This is a genomic window from Solibacillus sp. FSL K6-1523, from assembly GCF_038005225.1.
Lineage (GTDB): Bacteria > Bacillota > Bacilli > Bacillales_A > Planococcaceae > Solibacillus.
Genome location: NZ_JBBOSU010000001.1, coordinates 1765003 through 1785539 on the forward strand (window position 1 = coordinate 1765003; position 20537 = coordinate 1785539).

At 39.4% G+C, this 20537-nt stretch carries 20 protein-coding genes and 1 pseudogene; 16 read left to right on the top strand and 5 right to left on the bottom strand.

The window, feature by feature from the left end; all coding sequences use genetic code 11:
* The first annotated feature begins 33 nt into the window (after positions 1 to 33).
* The 9 genes from MHI10_RS08280 to MHI10_RS08320 all read left to right on the top strand — a co-directional run bounded on the left by MHI10_RS08280 (position 34) and on the right by MHI10_RS08320 (position 9554).
* Positions 34 to 1632: a long-chain-fatty-acid--CoA ligase gene (locus MHI10_RS08280; RefSeq protein WP_340784597.1), complete on the top strand. Its 1599-nt coding sequence runs from the start codon at positions 34 to 36 to the stop codon at positions 1630 to 1632.
* 9 nt (positions 1633 to 1641) lie between these two features.
* A complete protein-coding gene (gene fabG, locus MHI10_RS08285; protein WP_340784598.1) occupies positions 1642 to 2376 on the top strand; it encodes a 3-oxoacyl-ACP reductase FabG in 735 nt (244 codons plus the stop codon).
* 538 nt (positions 2377 to 2914) lie between these two features.
* Positions 2915 to 3943: a nicotinate-nucleotide--dimethylbenzimidazole phosphoribosyltransferase gene (cobT, locus tag MHI10_RS08290; RefSeq protein WP_340784600.1), complete on the top strand. Its 1029-nt coding sequence runs from the start codon at positions 2915 to 2917 to the stop codon at positions 3941 to 3943.
* Positions 3944 to 4405: 462 nt separating this feature from the next.
* On the top strand, positions 4406 to 5362 hold the full coding sequence (locus tag MHI10_RS08295; protein ID WP_340784601.1) for a cation diffusion facilitator family transporter: 957 nt from the start codon (positions 4406 to 4408) through the stop codon (positions 5360 to 5362).
* 113 nt (positions 5363 to 5475) lie between these two features.
* Positions 5476 to 5796, top strand: a complete 321-nt coding sequence (locus MHI10_RS08300) for a metal-sensitive transcriptional regulator (RefSeq protein ID WP_340789183.1) — start codon at positions 5476 to 5478, stop codon at positions 5794 to 5796.
* A 188-nt stretch (positions 5797 to 5984) separates the two neighbouring features.
* Positions 5985 to 6302 carry an ArsR/SmtB family transcription factor gene (locus MHI10_RS08305; RefSeq protein WP_340784603.1) on the top strand — a complete coding sequence of 106 codons (318 nt, stop codon included), beginning with the start codon at positions 5985 to 5987 and terminating at the stop codon, positions 6300 to 6302.
* A gap of 131 nt (positions 6303 to 6433) precedes the next feature.
* Positions 6434 to 6766, top strand: a complete 333-nt coding sequence (locus MHI10_RS08310) for a metal-sensitive transcriptional regulator (protein ID WP_340784604.1) — start codon at positions 6434 to 6436, stop codon at positions 6764 to 6766.
* A 93-nt stretch (positions 6767 to 6859) separates the two neighbouring features.
* On the top strand, positions 6860 to 7066 hold the full coding sequence (gene copZ, locus MHI10_RS08315) for a copper chaperone CopZ (RefSeq protein ID WP_340784607.1): 207 nt from the start codon (positions 6860 to 6862) through the stop codon (positions 7064 to 7066).
* A gap of 76 nt (positions 7067 to 7142) precedes the next feature.
* Positions 7143 to 9554: a heavy metal translocating P-type ATPase gene (locus tag MHI10_RS08320; protein WP_340784608.1), complete on the top strand. Its 2412-nt coding sequence runs from the start codon at positions 7143 to 7145 to the stop codon at positions 9552 to 9554.
* 235 nt (positions 9555 to 9789) lie between these two features.
* Here the strand turns inward: MHI10_RS08320 and MHI10_RS08325 are convergent, their stop codons facing one another.
* Together MHI10_RS08325 and MHI10_RS08330 are read right to left on the bottom strand one after the other, a co-directional pair.
* Complete coding sequence (locus MHI10_RS08325; RefSeq protein WP_340784609.1) at positions 9790 to 10131, bottom strand: hypothetical protein; 342 nt, start codon at positions 10129 to 10131, stop codon at positions 9790 to 9792.
* A gap of 26 nt (positions 10132 to 10157) precedes the next feature.
* Complete coding sequence (locus tag MHI10_RS08330; protein ID WP_340784610.1) at positions 10158 to 13073, bottom strand: hypothetical protein; 2916 nt, start codon at positions 13071 to 13073, stop codon at positions 10158 to 10160.
* 726 nt (positions 13074 to 13799) lie between these two features.
* On the opposite strand from MHI10_RS08330, the pseudogene MHI10_RS08335 reads away from it, so the two are divergent.
* Positions 13800 to 15143 (top strand): annotated as a pseudogene (locus MHI10_RS08335) (RNA-guided endonuclease InsQ/TnpB family protein).
* Positions 15144 to 15185: 42 nt separating this feature from the next.
* Positions 15186 to 15383, top strand: a complete 198-nt coding sequence (locus MHI10_RS08340) for a hypothetical protein (protein ID WP_340784613.1) — start codon at positions 15186 to 15188, stop codon at positions 15381 to 15383.
* A 964-nt stretch (positions 15384 to 16347) separates the two neighbouring features.
* Here the strand turns inward: MHI10_RS08340 and MHI10_RS08345 are convergent.
* The gene (locus MHI10_RS08345; protein WP_340784615.1) at positions 16348 to 17769 is read right to left on the bottom strand and encodes a recombinase family protein; all 1422 of its coding nucleotides are present in this window, start codon (positions 17767 to 17769) and stop codon (positions 16348 to 16350) included.
* Between the two features lie 128 nt (positions 17770 to 17897).
* Positions 17898 to 18380, bottom strand: coding sequence for a helix-turn-helix domain-containing protein (locus MHI10_RS08350; protein ID WP_340784616.1), 483 nt, complete (start codon positions 18378 to 18380; stop codon positions 17898 to 17900).
* 141 nt (positions 18381 to 18521) lie between these two features.
* Here MHI10_RS08350 and MHI10_RS08355 point away from each other — a divergent pair, with 141 nt between their 5' ends.
* Together MHI10_RS08355 and MHI10_RS08360 are read left to right on the top strand one after the other, a co-directional pair.
* Entirely contained in the window at positions 18522 to 18692 is a 171-nt protein-coding gene (locus MHI10_RS08355) for a hypothetical protein (protein WP_340784617.1), read from the top strand.
* Positions 18693 to 18816: 124 nt separating this feature from the next.
* The gene (locus MHI10_RS08360) at positions 18817 to 19056 is read left to right on the top strand and encodes a hypothetical protein (protein WP_340784619.1); all 240 of its coding nucleotides are present in this window, start codon (positions 18817 to 18819) and stop codon (positions 19054 to 19056) included.
* Here MHI10_RS08360 and MHI10_RS08365 read toward each other — a convergent pair whose 3' ends face one another.
* Complete coding sequence (locus tag MHI10_RS08365; protein ID WP_340784620.1) at positions 19057 to 19563, bottom strand: hypothetical protein; 507 nt, start codon at positions 19561 to 19563, stop codon at positions 19057 to 19059.
* 81 nt (positions 19564 to 19644) lie between these two features.
* On the opposite strand from MHI10_RS08365, the gene MHI10_RS08370 reads away from it, so the two are divergent.
* The 3 genes from MHI10_RS08370 to MHI10_RS08380 all read left to right on the top strand — a co-directional run bounded on the left by MHI10_RS08370 (position 19645) and on the right by MHI10_RS08380 (position 20386).
* Positions 19645 to 19797: a hypothetical protein gene (locus MHI10_RS08370; protein WP_340784621.1), complete on the top strand. Its 153-nt coding sequence runs from the start codon at positions 19645 to 19647 to the stop codon at positions 19795 to 19797.
* A gap of 124 nt (positions 19798 to 19921) precedes the next feature.
* On the top strand, positions 19922 to 20128 hold the full coding sequence (locus tag MHI10_RS08375; RefSeq protein ID WP_340784622.1) for a hypothetical protein: 207 nt from the start codon (positions 19922 to 19924) through the stop codon (positions 20126 to 20128).
* On the top strand, positions 20129 to 20386 hold the full coding sequence (locus tag MHI10_RS08380) for an AbrB/MazE/SpoVT family DNA-binding domain-containing protein (RefSeq protein ID WP_340784623.1): 258 nt from the start codon (positions 20129 to 20131) through the stop codon (positions 20384 to 20386). It abuts the gene before it with no gap.
* Positions 20387 to 20537 lie beyond the last annotated feature (151 nt).

Sequence of the window (20537 nt, forward strand, 5' to 3'; positions counted from 1 at the left end):
GCCTATGCATGTTATTCAGGGAGGGATATTACTATGCAATGGAAAAAAAATTATCCACCTCAAGTTGATTGGGAAATTGATATTCCAGAAAAAACAATGGTAGATATTTTCTATGAAGCTCTTGGATCAAGCCCATCACAGATTGCACTTATACAAAATCAGCACTCCATTACGTATGAACAATTTGGGAAGGACGTCTTTAAACTTGCAAATCAGCTGCAAAAGGATGGAATTAAAAAGGGCGATCGCGTCGGATTAATGATGAATAATAGCATTGAGTATGTAATTAGCTTCTATGCAGCGTTGATTATCGGTGCAATAATTGTTCAAAATAATACGCAATATTCAAAACGTGAGTTATATTACCAGCTTAATAATACAGCTACGAGCACTTTAATCATTGATGAATCCCTACTTAGCGAATTTAAAGACCTTCATAATGAAACTACTGTCAAAAAGGTTTATGTTCATATGGCAGATGAATCAGTGCCATATAGTTTAGGTTATATTTTAAAACATGGGATCCCATCTATTGAACGTGCAATACTTAATCCTAAAGAGGATGTAGCAGTAATTCAATTTACTGGCGGTACAACAGGGGTTTCCAAGGGGGTAATGCTGACACACTTTAATATTTTTTCCAACGTGGTACAAACACATAGGTATTTAGGCATCAATATGCAAAAAAACAAAGAAAAACTCTTGAATGTGCTACCGCTGTTCCATGTGTATGGTATGACAGTTTCAATGAACTATATGATTTATCTTCATTCAACAATGGTAATTATGCGAAAATTTTCGAGTACTGAAACACTAGATATTATTCATAACAAACGTATTTCGATGTTTCCAGGAACACCAACAATTTATGTAGGTGTCAATCATCACCCAGAAATAAAAAAATATGATCTTACATCAATTCATACATGTATAAGTGGATCTTCACCTTTACCTATTGAAGTAAAAAATCAATTTGAACAAATTACTGGTGCAAAGGTAGTCGATGCATATGGATTAAGTGAAGCGTCGCCAGTAGCACATAGTAATCCTGTAAATGGAGAACGAAAACCTGGAAGCATCGGTCAGCCTATCCCAAATACAAACTGTAAAATTGTTTCTATTGTAGATGGTGTAACTGAATGTGGGCTAAATGAAACTGGAGAACTTGTGATTAAAGGTCCACAAGTAATGAAAGGGTATTGGGAAATGCCAGAAGAGACTACAAATGTTTTAAGAGATGGTTGGCTTTATACTGGAGATTTAGCCTATATGGATGAGCAGGGATATTTCTTTTTAGTAAGCCGTAAAAAGGATGTCATTATTTCTGGAGGATTTAATATTTATCCACGTGAGGTAGAAGAAGTTGTATTTAATCATCCCGCTGTCAAAGAAGTCATAGCAATAGGTATACCCCATGCGTACCGAGGGGAAACTGTGAAAATATTTGTAGTGCTCGTAGAAGGGAAATCCTCTACTGAAGAAGAAATTATTTCATATTGCCATGGAAAACTTGCAAAATATAAGCTACCGACGCAGGTTGAATTTAGAGATGAACTTCCTAAAACGGCGGTAGGGAAAATTTTAAGAAGAACGTTAGTAGAAGAAGAGCAAAGGAAAATATTCATAAAGTAGGTGGATGGAATGCGTTTACTGGATAAGGTGGCAATAGTTACAGGGGCAGCAAGTGGCATAGGATTTGCTGCTGTAAAACGCTTCGTAGAAGAAGGTGCAAGGGTGGTGATCGCGGATTTCAATGAAGAGGCAGGAAAAGAAGTAGCAGAGCAATTCCAGCATGAGCAAGTTAAGTATATTATGACTGATGTTAGTAACCGTGAAAGTGTAAAGGAACTAGTGAATCAGACAATTGAGCAATTTGGACAAATTGATATTTTGATCAATAATGCAGGTATTACTCGTGATGCGATGTTGTACAAAATGACTGATGAAGACTTCCAGCAAGTAATCAATATTAATTTAACGGGCGTATTTAATTGTACCCAAGAAGTCATACCTTACTTTATTAAACAACAATCAGGTAAAGTTATAAATACAACATCAGTAAGTGGCGTATACGGTAATATTGGTCAAACAAACTATGCAGCAGCAAAGGCAGCGGTTATTGGAATGACGAAATCATGGGCAAAAGAGCTAGGGAGAAAAGGCATCAATGTAAATGCAGTTGCACCAGGCTTTACAATGACATCTATGGTGGAGAAAATGCCACAGCACGTTATTGATAAAATGGTAGATATGATTCCGCTACAACGTCTTGGAAAACCTGAGGATATTGCCAATGCCTATTTATTCCTTGCATCTGATGAAGCATCCTATGTACATGGACATGTATTACATGTAGATGGTGCTATTATGATGTAATGATATCTTTTTATATTTACTACGCAAAAAAGACTGAATGGAATTTTCATTCAGTCTTTTTTGTTGAAGAGCGGATAAATCTTGAAATATACATATAATAATTAGATTTTCATACCTTAATACCATTACCTCGAGATTTTTAGTTTGACGCAATCTTAAAGGAAACAGTATCTTTCGTCTTTTATCTAATTATAAAGTTCGTAATCTAGAGTACTTGAATAAAATATACATAAATTGCATAGCCAGTGAGAATTGATAAACCGAAGATAACAGCAGCAATAATCATATACCCCAGTTTAAATTGTCGAGCGTGCATTTTTTTGGCCTCCCTTTTATTTACTGGTAATACTAGGCACTTCAATATATGTCTAGCAATTTGGAGTATGCAAAATGGGCACGAGTTTTTGAAAATGAGGAAGATTAACATACTATGTAAATTCGTTCCGTAAAAGGTGGATTTATGGAAGAAATGGGTGTACGTAAATGTTATAATATTCTATGTTCATAGAAAAATTAGTTTTTAAGGAGTGTACATATTATGTTATCATTTGCCATTCAAAGTTTAGATGACGCTGTTATGGAAGAGGCTAGACAATATATTGACTCACTTACAAAGCCACCTGGTAGTTTAGGGCGCTTAGAGGAAATTGCCATTCAACTTGCAGGGATGACAAGTCAGGTAAAGCCTGATATTACGCCAGGTATTTTAGTATTTGCTGCAGATCATGGCGTTGTAGTAGAAAATGTATCCGCCGCACCGCAATCTGTGACACATCAAATGGCCATCAACATGGTAGAAGGTGGAGCGGGTATTAGTATTTTCGGACAAATGATTGGCGCGACAGTAGATGTTTATGATGTAGGTATAATGCAAGATGTCCCATCAGAAAAGGTCATTAAGAAAAAGGTCCGAATTGGAACAGGGAATATTACCAAAGAATGTGCCATGACAGCGGAGGAAGCATGGAAGGCAATTGAAGTTGGTTATGAGGCAGCAAAACAAACGATTGCTCGTGGTGTTCGTTGCTTAATCGTAGGCGAGTTAGGTATTGGTAATACAACACCGAGTAGTGCTATTTTATCTGTATTGCTAGAAAGAGATCCGCTATCTGTTGTTGGTCGGGGCGCGGGTATTAATGATGAACAATTACAAAATAAAATTGAAGTGTGCCGTGAATCCATTGCGTATCATCAACCAAATAAAAACGATGCCATTGATATTTTATCGAAAATAGGTGGACTGGAAATTGCCGCAATGACAGGTGCAATGCTTGCGGCGGCAGAATTACGTGTGCCAATTTTATTAGACGGCTTTATTTGTACAGTATCGGCTTGTCTTGCTAAATTACTAGCACCAGGTAGTGAGCAGTATATGCTTGTATCGCATCAATCTGTTGAACCAGGGCATATCGCTGCTTCTGAATTCCTTGGAAAGAAGGCCTTAATTAGCTTGGATTTACGTTTAGGTGAAGGGACTGGGGCTGCGATCGCTTATCCGATTGTTCAGGCCGCAAATGTTATGGTAAAAAACATGGCTACTTTTGAGAGTGCTAAAGTAACTCTTTAAATTTAACTATAAAAGGTGTTGTTTCATAATTTTGAAACGGCTCCTTTTTTTAGTGCGCTCGGTATGTGTATAAAAACCCACCTCAACACAATGCTGGTTGAAAGTTTAGTTAGAATTAAACTTGTTTCAAGAGAACTAATTTTTCTAGAATAAATGGATGAAAACCTCGTGATTCTAAAGCCACTATAAATAATTTATTTCAGAAAATTAAGCGCTCCTTTATCGTTGGTTTATCCAACTCTGAAAGGAGCGTTGTTTTGTTTCTACTGTTGTTGTTTAGGCTGTTGAAATATGACAAATAACATTCTTAATGGGAACAATATCTAATTAAATAAAATATGTTCAAGTTAAAACGCATTTAATTTTAAGTATTGACAAAAAATTAAAAACTCAATAAACTATATATGAGCATATAATCATATATTGGTTGTATATAAAAATAAATTAGTTGGAGGGATCGTTATGTCGGAGCATCACCATGATCATAATCACGCACATAGTACAAATAAGAAAGTATTATTCATTTCCTTTTTAATCATTACGAGTTATATGGTTGTAGAAGCGGTAGGGGGGTATGTGACGAACAGTTTGGCCCTGCTTTCTGATGCGGGTCATATGCTTAGTGATTCTATTTCACTTGGGATTGCCTTACTTGCTTTCACGTTAGGGGCAAAGGCTGCGAATGCTAGTAAAACGTATGGCTATAAACGTTTTGAAGTATTGGCAGCGGTTTTTAACGGTGTGACGCTTATACTTGTCGCACTGTTCATTTTCGTTGAAGCAATTGAACGTTTTGCAAATCCACCAGAAGTTGCGACGACTGGTATGCTTGTTATTAGTAGTATTGGCTTAGTAGTGAATATGATTGTTGCTTGGATTATGACGCGCGGTGGGGATACGGAAGAAAATTTAAATATGCGCGGAGCATACCTTCACGTTATTAGTGATATGCTGGGCTCTGTTGGTGCTATCATTGCAGGCTTACTCATCCTGTTCTTTGGATGGGGCTGGGCGGATCCGTTGGCGAGTGTTATTGTGGCGGTGCTTGTTTTACGAAGTGGTTATTATGTATCAAAAGCTTCGTTACACGTTTTGATGGAAGGCACACCTCAAAATGTAAATGTAGAAGACGTTGTAAAAATAATTGAACAGACGAATGGAATTAAAGGGTTGCATGATTTGCATATTTGGTCTATTACAAGTGGTCTGAATGCACTTTCTTGCCATGTGGTAGTAGATGACCAAATGACGATTGCAGAAGGCGAAAAACTACTTCATAAAATTGAACATGATTTACTGCATCAAAATGTTCAGCATGTGACGATTCAACTAGAAACAGCAGCCCATCAACATGATCATTCGATTTTATGTACCGCGAAAGCCGATCCACCTGATGCACATGCACACCATCATCATTAAATAAGGAGAGTTTACTTTCCTAAAATAGCTTTAAGCCTGTGACTATTTTGCCCATTAGAATCGTGTATAATAAGGTTAGTAGTTAGTGAGGGGGCTTTGTTTTGGAAAATAATATGGAACAAATGAATGTATCGGCAGAAGAATCTGTGGCATGTCGAAAAAGTCATCACCCAGAGCACGTGAAGAAAAATTTAACGGTGCGTTTAAATCGTATTGAAGGCCAAATTCGTGGTATTAAAGGGATGGTCGAGAAAGATGTGTATTGCGATGATATTATTACACAAATTTCGGCAACCCAGTCGGCATTAAATAGTGTAGCGAAAATTTTACTAGAAGGTCACTTAAAAGGTTGTGTGGTCGATCGTTTAGCTGAAGGGGACGGAGAAGTATTAGATGAATTACTCGTTACCGTTCAAAAGTTAATGAAAAAGTGAAGCCTATATGCAATTTAAAAAGAAGTACATCCTAAACAGGAGAGAAAACAATGATGTTTTTTCTCCTGTTTTAAAATTGTCTTCTAAAAGTAGTTCCTTTTGACTTTCTATGGTAAAGTTTCTATATGAATTGTTACATGAACATATGCTCATGTAAAATTGATTTATTGTAGGAGGCATCGTATAGAATGAAGGAAGAAGCACAAACTAACCCACATGAATTAGACGAGGAAACACTTTTTGTTGTATCGCAAACATTTAAAGCGTTAGGTGATCCAACGCGAATTCGTATATTAAATTTACTATGCTGCGCAGAACATTCAGTAAATGACATTTCGGAAGTACTGAATTTAGGACAGTCTACCGTATCCCATCAACTACGATTTTTAAAAAACTTACGATTAGTAAAATTCCGTCGTGATGGAACGACCTTGTACTATTCAAGTGATGATACTCATGTAATGAACTTATTGCATCAAGCGATTGACCATGCAAAACATGAATGATGGTCAGAGCTAAAGTCAGTTAGATCAAGGCTGAGATAGTACATTAAAAAAATTTAAAATAAATAAATCACCCCACTTTACATACCCTGCATAGGTATGGTATTATAAATTCAAGGTTAGGAGGCGAGTAAATGAAAAATACATTAGAAGCTGTTACTTGTCAGACTGAAGAAGATGCTTCATGCCGAAAAAGTCATCACCCTGAAAAAGTGAAAAAAGATTTATCTAATCGGTTAAATCGCATTGAAGGTCAAATTCGAGGCATTAAAGGCATGATTGAAAAGGATGTTTATTGTGATGATGTCATTACACAATTATCTGCTACTCAATCTGCTTTAAATAGTGTAGCGAAGATTTTACTAGAAGGGCACTTAAAGGGCTGTGTTGTCGATCGTTTGTCAGAAGGCGACGAGGTCGTGTTAGATGAATTACTCGTGACTATTCAGAAATTGATGAAGAAATAGTAAGTAAATTTCGAGCATAGAGGTATTTATAAATTGTAACTACCTTTATTATAGTAAGAACAAATTAAAAACAAAAAAAGGGAGAGAAGAAATATGCAAAACGTAACATTAAATGTAGAAGGCATGTCTTGTGGGCATTGCGTGAAATCAGTAGAAGGTAGTGTTGGTGCACTAGCAGGCGTTAACGAAGTCAAAGTAAACTTAGCAGAAGGTTTAGTGGAAGTTGCTTTTAATGAAGCACAAGTATCACTTGATCAAATTAAAGAAACAATTGATGAACAAGGTTTTGACGTAAAATAATTTAAGGGTGCTCTTGTAGCACTCTATTCTTTTCAAAAATATATACCCCTATAAGGTATAAAGAGAGGTGGATAACATGAGTTTAAATCAAAAAGAAGTAAATTTACAAATTACAGGAATGACATGTGCGGCTTGTGCAACGCGTATTGAAAAGGGTTTAAATAAAATGGATGGTGTCGAGTTAGCGAGTGTCAACTTAGCACTGGAAAAATCCTCAATTAAATACGACTCGTCTAAACTAAGTGAAGCGGATTTTGAGAAAAAAATTGAAGCACTAGGCTATGGTATTGTGAAACAGAAGGCGGAATTCGATATTACGGGGATGACTTGTGCATCCTGTTCGGCACGTATTGAAAAAGGGTTAAATAAAATGGCGGGTGTTGCGAATGCGAATGTCAATTTAGCACTCGAAAAAGCAACAATAGAATTTAATCCTTCAGAAGTAGCGATTGCGGACATTATCGCGAAAGTAGAGAAATTGGGTTTTGGAGCACACCAACAGCAAGATGAAAAAGAAACCGTGGACCATCGTGAGCAAGCGATTAAAAAACAGCAAAATAAATTTATTTTATCAGCGATACTTTCATTACCATTACTTTGGACGATGGTAGGGCATTTCTCATTCACATCATTCATATATATGCCAGAGTTTTTAATGAATCCGTGGGTACAAATGATACTCGCAACCCCTGTGCAATTTATTATTGGGAAACAGTTTTACGTGAGTGCATATAAAGCACTTCGCAATGGCAGTGCGAATATGGACGTTTTAGTTGTCATGGGAACATCCGCTGCTTATTTTTACAGTGTGTATCAAGCGATTATAACGGTGGGTGCTCATCATGAAGCTCACCTTTATTTTGAAACAAGTGCGGTACTAATTACATTAATCTTACTAGGTAAATTATTTGAAGCAAAGGCTAAAGGTCGTTCTTCAGAAGCAATTAAAAAATTAATGGGACTTCAAGCGAAAACAGCCATTGTCGTGCGTGATGGTATCGAAAAAGAAATTCCATTAGAAGAAGTTGTCATTGGAGATATGATTTTAGTAAAACCAGGTGAAAAAATCCCGGTTGATGGTGAAGTATTAGAAGGAACAACAGCTGTGGATGAATCGATGCTGACAGGTGAAAGTTTACCAGTTGATAAAATTTCAGGTGACGTTTTATATGGTTCAACAATTAATAAAAATGGCTTTATTAAAATGACGGCAACGAAAGTAGGTCGTGATACGGCGTTAGCTCAAATTATTAAAGTTGTGGAAGATGCACAAGGTTCTAAAGCGCCAATCCAGCGTTTAGCAGACCAAATTTCAGGCGTTTTCGTGCCGATTGTTGTCGGCATCGCGGCGATTACGTTTTTAGTATGGATTTTATGGGTAACACCAGGTGATTTTACAAAGGCGCTTGAAGTGTTTATTGCGGTGTTAGTTATTGCATGTCCATGTGCACTTGGTCTTGCTACTCCCACATCGATTATGGCAGGTTCTGGTCGCGCCGCTGAATTTGGCATTCTTTTCAAAGGCGGAGAGCATTTAGAACAAACACAAAGTATTGATACAGTTGTTGTGGATAAAACAGGTACAGTCACACATGGTAAACCAGTATTAACAGATGTTGTTGTTGTAAATGGTGAAGAGGAAAAATTCTTATCACTTATTGGTGCAGCAGAGAAACAATCCGAGCACCCATTAGCAGAGGCAATTGTGGCAGGAATTGTAGACCGTGGTATCGAACTTGGCGACGTTCAATTTTTTGAGGCAATACCTGGATATGGTATACAGGCAACCGTTTCAGGCCAAGGCGTAGTCGTTGGTACACGAAAATTAATGGCCCAATATAATATTGATATAACAACCGTCCTGCCACAAATGGAAGAATTAGAACGCAACGGAAAAACAGCGATGCTTGCCGCAATTAATGGGCAGTATGCAGGTTTAGTCGCAGTTGCCGATACAGTGAAGGAAACATCGAGAGAAGCAATCAGTCGTCTACAAGAGATGGGAATCCACGTAATAATGATGACAGGTGATAACGAACGTACAGCACAATACATCGGGGAACAAGTCGGTGTAGATGCAGTGATTGCGGAGGTTTTACCAGAGGGCAAGGCAGAAGAAGTGAAAAAACTGCAAGCACAAGGGAAAAAAGTGGCGATGGTTGGTGATGGAATAAATGATGCACCGGCACTCGCAACAGCCAATATCGGGATGGCGATAGGGACAGGAACAGATATTGCGATGGAAGCCGCGGACATTACGTTAATTCGTGGTGATCTTAACAGTATTGCTGATGCTATTTTAATGAGCCGCAAAACGATGCGTAACATTAAACAAAACCTATTTTGGGCATTTGCTTATAATACAATGGGTATTCCAATTGCAGCTGTAGGTTTATTGGCTCCATGGGTAGCGGGTGCTGCAATGGCATTCAGTTCTGTATCGGTCGTATTAAATGCGCTTCGATTACAACGTGTGAAATTAAAATAATATATTGAAAATTACTGCTGTGCCGAAATGATTTCATTTTAGCGCAGCATATTTAATTTGTGGATAAAGGGAAAATTGTATCTAAATGTAGAATGCATAATATCATACTCAATAGTTATGACTGTACGTGATAAACTTTAAATTATCTTATGTACCTTAATCTTAAAAGCAAATGAAGCTGACGTAAAAGACTCATAAAGGAATCTTTTAGCATCAGCTCCGGGTTTTATAGCATTTACTTAATGTGTAATTCTACCATAGAGGGATTTTTGCTGTTTTTAGAAATTTTAATACCTGAGCTGCCCATTTTTTGAGTAATCTCAAAAACTACAGAACCCTTTACATTTGACACGTCAATTCTATAGATCTGCTCTGATTCAGGCTCAAGTGAATCTATAAGTGTAGGTTGGTCATCTACATAAACAGGCAATAATTCTTTTGTTGGTGAATTTTTACTATATGCATTTATGGTAATTTGACGACTAAGTTTTTGGTTCATATTTTTAACCTTCACATATAGGCTATTGCTATCTTCCTCTGTAGGAATTGTACAGCGTGAGACAGTTGTGTTTGACATGAAGCCTCCTCCAATCCTTCTAGTTTTTAATCTTTTTTAAGAGATTTAATAGCATCAAGTATAGCTTTGCGATTACTATTTTCTCCTTGTAACAAATCATTCAACATAATAGTGAATTTTGAAAGTAGTTCTTCTTTATTATCTGTATTCTTACTCATTAAGCTCTCCATCATAATAAGTGTAGATAGTGTCATAGCCATATACCCTGCACTATTATCGGTTACGTTAATAACGGTATTGTTTCCGTTAGTGAAGGTATTGTGTCCAGCGTCAGCGGTAGCATTAGCATCGGCAGTGGAATCGACGTCAGCATTAGCATCTGCATCAGCAGTAGAGTTAGAGTCCGCGTCAGCAGTAGAATCGGCATCAGCAGTAGAGTCAGCGTCAGCAGTAGAGTCAGCGTCAGCAGTAGAATTCGCGTCAGCAGTAGAGTCAGCGTCAGCAGTAGCATCTGCGTCAGCAGTAGAATCTGCGTCAGCAGTAGAATCGGCATCAGCAGTAGAATCAGCGTCAGCAGTAGCATCTGCGTCAGCAGTAGAGTCCGCATCAGCAGTAGAATCAGCATCGGCAGTAGAGTTAGAGTCCGCATCAGCAGTAGCGGTAGCATCTGCGTCTACGTTAGAGTCAACGTCAGCAGTAGAGTTGGAATCGGCAGTAGAGTCCGCGTCAGCAGTAGAATCCGCATCGGCATTAGCGTCAGCAGTAGAATCGGCATCAGCAGTAGAATCCGCGTCAGCAGTAGAGTTAGAGTCCGCATCAGCAGTAGCATCTGCGTCGGCAGTAGCGTCCGCGTCAGCAGTAGAATCAGCATCAGCAGTAGAATCGGCATCAGCAGTAGAATCTGCGTCAGCAGTAGAATCGGCATCGGCAGTAGAATCAGCGTCAGCAGTAGAGTCAGCGTCAGCAGTAGCATCTGCGTCAGCAGTAGAGTCCGCATCAGCAGTAGCGGTAGCATCTGCGTCTACGTTAGAGTCAACGTCAGCAGTAGAGTTGGAATCGGCAGTAGAGTCCGCGTCAGCAGTAGAATCGGCATCAGCAGTAGAATCCGCGTCAGCAGTAGAGTTAGAGTCCGCATCAGCAGTAGCGTCCGCGTCAGCAGTAGAATCAGCATCAGCAGTAGAATCGGCATCAGCAGTAGCATCAGCGTCGGCAGTAGAATCAGCGTCCGCAGTAGCGTCAGCGTCCGCAGTAGCATCGGCATCAGCAGTAGAATCCGCGTCGGCAGTAGAGTTAGAGTCCGCAGTAGCATCCGCGTCTACGTTAGAGTCAACGTCGGCAGTAGAGTTAGAGTCAGCGTCAGCGGTAGAATCCGCATCGGCATTAGCGTCAGCGTCGGCAGTAGAGTTAGAGTCCGCAGTAGCATCCGCGTCTACGTTAGAGTCAACGTCGGCAGGAGTAGAGTCAGCGGTAGAGTCGGCATTAGCGTCCCGCACGTCGGCAGTAGAGTTAGATCGGCAGTCCGCAGTAGAATCAGCATCGGCATTAGCGTCCGCGTCAGCAGTAGAGTTAGAGTCCGCAGTAGCATCCGCGTCTACGTTAGAGTCAACGTCGGCGGTAGAGTTAGAGTCGGCATTAGCGTCCGCATCGGCAGTAGAGTCCGCGTCAGCAGTAGAATCCGCATCGGCATTAGCGTCCGCGTCAGCAGTAGAGTTAGAGTCCGCAGTAGCATCGGCATCGGCAGTAGAATCAGCGTCAGCAGTAGAATCTGCGTCAGCAGTAGCATCTGCGTCAGCAGTAGAATCAGCGTCAGCAGTAGAGTCCGCATCGGCAGAGTCCGCATCGGCAGTAGAGTCCGCATCGGCAGTAGCATCGGCATCGGCAGTAGAATCAGCGTCAGCAGTAGAATCAGCGTCAGCAGTAGAGTCCGCATTAGCAGTAGCATCAGCGTCAGCAGTAGAATCAGCGTCAGCAGTAGAATCAGCGTCGGCAGTAGAATCTGCGTCAGCAGTAGAATCAGCGTCAGCAGTAGAGTCCGCGTCAGCAGTAGCATCTGCGTCAGCAGTAGAGTCCGCGTCGGCATTAGCGTCCGCATCAGCAGTAGAGTCCGCGTCAGCAGTAGCATCGGCATCAGCAGTAGAGTCGGCGTCGGCAGTAGAGTCCGCGTCAGCAGTAGCATCGGCATCGGCAGTAGAATCCGCGTCGGCAGTAGCATCGGCATCGGCAGTAGAGTCCGCGTCGGCAGTAGAGTCGGCGTCGGCAGTAGAGTCCGCGTCAGCAGTAGCATCGGCATCAGCAGTAGAGTCGGCGTCGGCAGTAGCATCGGCATCGGCAGTAGCGTCCGCGTCAGCAGTAGCATCGGCATCGGCAGTAGAATCCGCGTCGGCAGTAGCATCGGCGTCAGCAGTAGCATCGGCATCGGCAGTAGAGTCCGCGTCAGCAGTAGAGTTAGAGTCAGCAGTAGCATCGGCATCGGCAGTAGAATCCGCGTCCGCAGTAGAGTCGGCGTCGGCATTAGCGTCCGCATCGGCAGTAGAATCCGCGTCAGCAGTAGCATCGGCATCGGCAGTAGAGTTAGAGTCCGCAGTAGAATCAGCGTCGGCATTAGCGTCCGCATCAGCAGTAGAGTCAGCGTCCGCAGTAGAATCCGCATCGGCAGTAGAGTCGGCGTCGGCATTAGCGTCCGCATCAGCAGTAGAGTTAGAGTCAGCAGTAGCATCCGCGTCTACGTTAGAGTCAACGTCGGCAGTAGAGTTAGAGTCCGCAGTAGAATCCGCGTCAGCAGTAGAGTCGGCATCAGCAGTAGAGTCAGCGTCCGCAGTAGAGTTAGAGTCAGCAGTAGCATCGGCATCGGCAGTAGCGTCCGCATCCGCAGTAGCGTCAGATGATAAGCCCCGGTTTAAATCTTCCTCATTTCCCCAGGGGTTCCAAGCGTTACATCGCTTGCAACTTCTACTATTTTCATTACACTCGTAATTACAATGTTTACATTTCTTACTTTCCATCTAGTAGTTTCTCCTTTCTAAAATAATTTTCAAGCAAATATAAAATTACTTGACTGTATAGAGTATGACTTTCTAAATTATTGTTCTAGTTGATTTGACTATACTAATAAATTATTCGTTTAGAGTTTAAAAATCTATTACCACCACCTTTGAAACTGTAGTGGTGACGTATGGTTAAAAGTCATGCCTATTCAATTAACCTGTCAGTTAGTTGAATAAGTAATAAGATTCGCTCTAAAAGATATCGATCTTACAATTGCCATAGTCTTCTCCTCTACAGAAATTACTATAATTACCTAAATACCTTGGTTAACTGTGATAGAACCTCCTTTCTACAATCTATACTATGAATAGTTATGTATTAGAGAGGTGTTACTTATCCTATTAAGTAGTATATTTTGTTTGTAAATTATCAAAGTATATTAATCTAACTTTGCAAATTGAATTGATGTAAAAATTTCTAAAATATAAGGAAGTTGAAAATAGGGAGCCAATAAGAACATAAAGGTATGTACTAGGTGTTATTAATACTCTCGAGTTTCTTCAAGAATTTTAAAATAAAGTTTTATCATTTTCCGACAGAAGACTCCACTTCAAGGTATGTGCAGGGCATAGCCCAATAAGTAAGTGGGAGATGAATGTCGGTTGGCGGTAGCCTAAGTTTCTCACTTAAACTTGCGAACGTACATTCTAATCGGTAAAATAAAAGAAGAGGAGGTGAACAATATGTCAAAGAAGAAAGCCGTTAAAGTGTTACGCAAAAAGAAGAAAATCGACAACATTCAACGTTTCACGCAAAAACAAAACATCGGAAGGTCTCAATTGACAGCGAAAGAGTTTCGTTTGCTCAAACGAATGACGCACAGCTCTAAAGCATTGAGAAATGTTGGGTTATATACAATCAAGCAAAGCTTCTTAAATGAAAATCGAATGGCAACTACGAAGGAAATAGACGTTGCGAAGAAACAGGACATCAACTATTGGGGCATCCAATCGAACTCTGTACAGGCGATTCGCAGAACATTACTAAGCGAGGCCAAAAGCTTTTTCAAAGCGCTCGAAACGTGGAAAAAAGAACCGAGCAAGTTTACGGGTCGGCCACAGTTTCCGAATTATTCAAGGTCAATGGAAAAACGGATCATTGAAATCTACCAAGTTCCGAAAATAGACAAAGATGGGTATTGGTTGATTCCGATGAGTGTTGAGTTTCGAAAGCGTTTTGGCTCGATTAAGATTCGAATGCCTAAAAACTTATTGCACAGGAAAATCTCTTACATTGAAATCGTACCGAAGCAAAATGGTCGGTTCTTTGAGGTGCATTACACGTATGAAGTGCAAGCAACTCAAATGAAACAGCAACCTACGACAACGAAAAATGCGTTAAGTTGCGATTTAGGTGTAGATCGATTGATAAGTTGTGCAACGAATGTTGGCGATACATTCTTAATTAATGGGAAGAAGTTGAAATCCATTAACCAATACTTTAACAAGGCGATTAGTGAACTTCAACAGCAGAATATTGAAAACGGTATTTCTAAGCGGGTTGTCACAAATCAAATAGCTAAACTATGGATGAAGCGAAACAATCAGATAAACGGGTACATTTCCCAAGCTGTTGGCTTACTCTTCAAGAAAGTCAAAGAGTTGAATGTTGATACGATTATTGTCGGGTATAACGAAGGGTGGAAGCAAAATAGCAATCTAGGTAAAAAGAATAACCAACACTTTGTTCAAATACCGTTCAACAAATTGATGAGCGCCATCGAAAACAAGTGTTTAAAGGAGGGCATCCGCTTTGTCAAACAGGAAGAAAGCTACACATCGAAGTCAGCTTCCTTGATAAGGATGAGCTGCCTGTCTGGTCCTCTGACGACAAGAGAAAGTATGTATTTAGTGGAAAACGAGTGAACCGTGGGCAATACCAAGCGCTATCAGGAGAATGTATCCATGCCGACATCAACGCAGCTATTCAATATTTTGAGGAAATCAGACATCATGGACCTGGACGAGCATCTAGAAGTCAGAAATCCGTTCGTACTCGAAGTTCAAAAACGTAAAACCGTTGCTTAGGCACGGTCTAGTGGGTGCGTCAACCATCCTTGTGTACTCGACTTGTCGGGGCTTGTAGCACACGCCAGCAACGCTGAGTGGTGGCTTCTTTCGCAGGAAAGAACTGCTCTTTTTCGGAAGGGTGGTGCAAGTGGGCAAGCGATCATTCATCGCCAAGCCCAACCAAAAACAGTATTTGGGGAGCGTCTTTTGGATGCTTGTCACACAGAACGTCAAATTGGGCAAGGAAGACCTGTGTGATAAACTCAAGCCCCCACTGAAAAGCTTCATCTCAGTGGGGGTATGTTGACAAACAACAAGAATTATCTACGGATATGACATTAATCCCACAATTAACGTATTCAACGGATCATCCAGGTTCTTCAATGCCAGCGATTCGTTTGGCGTTTGAAGTGACGGAATGATTTGAAAAAGGGGATTCATTGAACGGGGAACAAGTGCATTTTAGCCCTTTCATGAAATAATTAAAAAAGCCGATTTGTCTCACGATTAGTGACAAATCGGTTTTTTCTATGGAATGCGTCTGTCTGTAGTAAAAATAGATTTCAATCTACGTTTCCAAAGAAGGACGTGACGACGGCTGTGCTTGGAATACGTTATTTGCTTCTGGATTTAATCCACACTTCCAATGTAGGAAGTGACAGTAATTGATGGTAAAGTTGCCGTAGATTTAGCAATTTCAATCCACACTTCCAATGTAGGAAGTGACTGTTTACCAAGGGTTTATTGACACATTAGCTTTATTTCAATCCACACTTCCAATGTGGGAAGTGACCGAGTCACTTTTTGTAAGGATTATCCTTGGCCTATTTCAATCCACACTTCCAATGTAGGAAGTGACAACGATGCTGTCGCAACCCGCGCATACGTTGCGTTATTTCAATCCACACTTCCAATGTAGGAAGTGACCGTCTCGATTTCCGATTTACCGTATAAACTGTTAATTTCAATCCACACTTCCAATGTAGGAAGTGACTCGATATGCCGAATACTGTTATCGGTCTTAGCAATTTCAATCCACACTTCCAATGTAGGAAGTGACAATTTTAGCTCGTTTCCTTAGACAAGAATTTTTTATTTCAATCCACACTTCCAATGTAGGAAGTGACAAAGTCATCGAAGCTATACCTTTAGATTCCGGAATTTCAATCCACACTTCCAATGTAGGTAGAGTTTTTTTACAACACAGAAAAGAAGGGGGCGGTTAAAATGCCCATTCTATGTTAATATTATCGTTAGAAACGATTATTTTATTGATTAGTTTGGCGACTATCAATCGTTTCTGGTCGTCTGTCTCCTCATTACTCCAATCAAAATCGGGTAATTGGGAGATAGTTTTTTTTATATCCTCTAAGTTATTGTCATTTTCATGAGGTTTACTTAATTCTTTTATGTGCTGCTGTAATTGATCATGATGCGTTTTCAGTTTTTCTACTTTCCCGTTAATAATTTCGATTGGCATACTATTTAAACTGTATAGGTCGATGAGATTAGACATCTGTTGCTTAATATTATTTAGTTCATTTTGCAACGTTTCTAACTTTGCTTTGTCATTTTTCTTTGTATGATACCCTTCGATAAATGCTGTATTGAGTTTTTTTATTTCTTTGATTACATATTGTTCTAAAGTTTCTTTTCGTTCTCCATCTTTTATACAGTTCGGATCTTTCGTCATATGTTTGCGGTGATTGGTCCGTGAATAGCAATTGTAATACCTCATGCTTTCTCCATCTTTTAACTTTCCACCTGTTCTACCAAACATTCGCGCACCACAATATTCACAGTATATAACTCCACTCAAAAAATAAGGGGAAGCCTTCGATTTTACTGCTCGCTTTTTTAACAGTTCTTGTACGGTATCAAAAGTGGATTCATCAATAATTGCTTGATGTTCGCCGTCATAGATAGCATCTTTATGACGAATATTGCCTATATAGAGCGGATTAGTTAAAATCTTTTTTATCGTTGATTCAAATCTTACAACATCAGGATACTTCTTTTCCGAAGTCTTTAAAATAGTGTGAAGTCCTTTGCCTTGCATATACAGAGCGTAAATATCCCTAACACATTGAGCCTCATATTCATTAACATGCAAAGAACCGTTTATATAGTCGTAGCCAGTAGGGTGTTGTTTCTTATTGCCACCACCATTCCATTTACCTTTTTTGGCACGTCCTTCTTTTCCCATCATTGTGAGTTCTCTCGTTTGTTCTCGCTCTAATTGGGCAAAAACAGATAAAACGCCAATCATCGCACGTCCGAACGGTGTTGTAGTATCGAATGATTCATTCAAACTCACAAAATCTACATTGTTTTTTAAGAATACTTCCTCTATTAAATATAAAGTATCTTTTTGTGATCTGCTCAAACGGTTAAGTTTATAGACTAGCACTAAATCGGCTGTGTTTTGCTCGATTTGGTTTATCATTTCCTGTAATGCAGGGCGATCCATGTTGGCACCCGAATAAGCAGGGTCTATATAAACTTTTATGATTGTGTATCCTTTTGCTTTTGCATATGCACGTAGCCGTTCTTCTTGTTCCCCGATGGAGTAACCTTCAGTTGCTTGCTCTCGTGTGGATACCCTTATATAGATAAATACACGCAAATTTCTTTTATCGTCCATACAAACCCTTCCTTATTTAGTTTTAGAGAAAAGAGTAGCAAATGAGCTACTCTTTTTTTAATTAATTAGCGCTAGTTAATTAATAATCCCAAGCGTTTGGGATTATGTCCCTTGGAATCTCTTTTTACTTAAATAGAGTTCTTTTTTTGCACGCCTGAAACTGATAACGTTACCCCTTTTTGTTCTGCTTCAAGTTCTTGTCGATAGCGATTCAATTCCGCTTCAATTGGATCTTCTACAATAGTGACGGCTGTTTCAGCACGACTCTTAAATAATACCTCTACATGGTTAAGTAACGTTTCGCGTACATTGCGATCAAGGTCCATATAACCTTTCATAATAGCAATCTCTAAATCTGAGAGGTTGCTTTTTTTTGCGTATTCATCCAGTGAGAACGTATCTGGTTGAATGAACATCTCACCTATACCGGTGCGAAGCCATGTTTCGTTGACGTTGTAAATAGAGCAAACAGTCTTTATGTGCCTATCCAATAATTCTCGTTTACCAACTTCTAACATAGCTAAAGTAGATTGACCCATACCTAGTGATTTTGCGAAATCTGATTGATTTAATTTATGGTATTCTCTTATTTCTTTTAATCTTTCTATCATTGTCACACCTCCTTATAGACTTAAATTATCACAAATGAAACTATTAATCAATTTTTATTTTAGTAAATCATTGACAATCATTCCGTTTGTGATAATGTGTGATTAAGAGTTATCACAAATGAAATCAAAGGGGTGAGATATATGAACGAAGTAATTTGCGAGATTCAGGACAAACCAGCAGTTGAACAAGTTCATGCGTTTTTAAATACGTTGACGGTAGAGCAACAACGCGAATTTCTTAACATAATTCAAGGTGCTCAAATTACGATGCGTTTAATGAAAAAAGAACGCGAAGGTGAACAAATCGCTTAACGGTTGATTGAACTGAAATATTATTAATCGATGCGCTGTTGTACCGAGCCAAGACGGTACCATTCGGACTTATAGCTAAAACGTGACGGTGGCGACGTTAGTAATGCGCGGGAGGGGTGGCAAAGTGGAGAAGTCTGTAAAAGAATATTTATTGCGAAAGTTTCCTCCAACAGTAAAAAGTTTGGAGGTTGCGTATGAATCCAGTGGTCTTAGTGATCATGTAGATATAGATAAAGCGCAAGAACTTTCAGATAAAATAATTGCGATGTTTAAAGAAGAGGATATGACGTATACAGATGCATACGCCATATTGGGTTTCATTCATATGGATCTTTCTTATCGTTCAGAACGGGTTAATTTATAGTTAGTTTTCTTTTGGTACCTGGATAAGTGAAACAACTTTAATTTTTTCGTCAGCGATATTAAGGAAAGAAAGCTCCAATTTACCGTCTAATGATTTTGCGTTTAGTAGGTATGGATAGATTGGAGAATCGTCTGGTTGAATATCTATATTATCGATAATGTTCATTACGGCATGGAATAACAATTCTAAATTATCGATGTGCTTATACGGATTCATTACCCAATTTCCTTTAGGAAGTGATTCCAAATATGCAGAATTGGCTTTTTCAAGGATTGGCGTTGCATTGTTCCCTTCAGAGTAGAAGTATTGATAGTCAATTGATCCATCGGTATCGATGAAAAACTGCTTAATAGTACGATTTTCGAATGGAATAAAATCACCGTACCAAAGAATGCTATTAAATTCGATAACCAATTTTAAATTCTCATTAGCAAATGGAAAATTAGGCATTCCACCTAGTTTTTTTAATAAATAATCTGCTGCCTGTAGTTGATGGGCTGTATACATGTTAATCACCACCTTTCTAAAGGTGATTATACCAAATTATTCAAATTAATTTATTCAGAATTGTAGAAAGGGATGAACAAAGTGGATGAATCTAAAAAAATTATCAATAGAGATAAAGATGGCAGAATCATTGAAGATTTATCTGAAGTGACGCTTCCGCAGGATTTGGAAATTAGCATTTTTAAAATTTTGAATCCTGACTTGTCAATCACAGAAGTAAGGTTTAGCAGTTAAATCGCAACACCTTAAAAGGAGGGAAATCGATGGAGCCAGTCAATATTCGAAAGTGGACTAAATTACCTTTGGAGCAACGATTGTTTGTAATTAGTAACGCAATTAATAAAACGGGGGTATGGCGATGGTTTTAGACATTAATAAAGTGTCGGAAGAAATCATTCAATTAGTCGGTGAATACGCTTTTCATGTGGACGCATTGCGTGATGTGAATGAAAGATTAGTAAGGTGTGATTGTCCGTATTGTGCGGCGCAACAACTACGCTATTTAAAACATATCGCGCATATGGGTGGAGCTATAAAAATATCAAAACAAGATAGGAGCAATTAAATGAAGTCAACAGGTATTGTACGCAAAGTGGACGAGCTAGGGCGCATTGTGCTGCCAATAGAGTTACGTCGAAGTTTAGGAATAGATGAAAAAGATCCGGTAGAAATTTTTGTGGATGGCGATAAAATCGTTATGCAAAAATACATTCCGAACGAAGAAAAAGAAAACGTTCGCCGAAATTTAGAACTCTTAATGGAAGATGCAATGAGTGGATTTGCAAAAGAAACCATCCAACGTGCGATTAGCCTAATTAAGTAGCGAAATGCAAATCTATCAGTTTTTGGACAAAAAAAGAGACTAGCGAATAGCCAGTCTAAGCAAAAGAAATAAAATACCCAAAGCCTTTACGACTGCAATCGTGGAGGCTTTAAAAAACGCCGATTTGCTACTCGGAAAAAAGTAGTTCGGC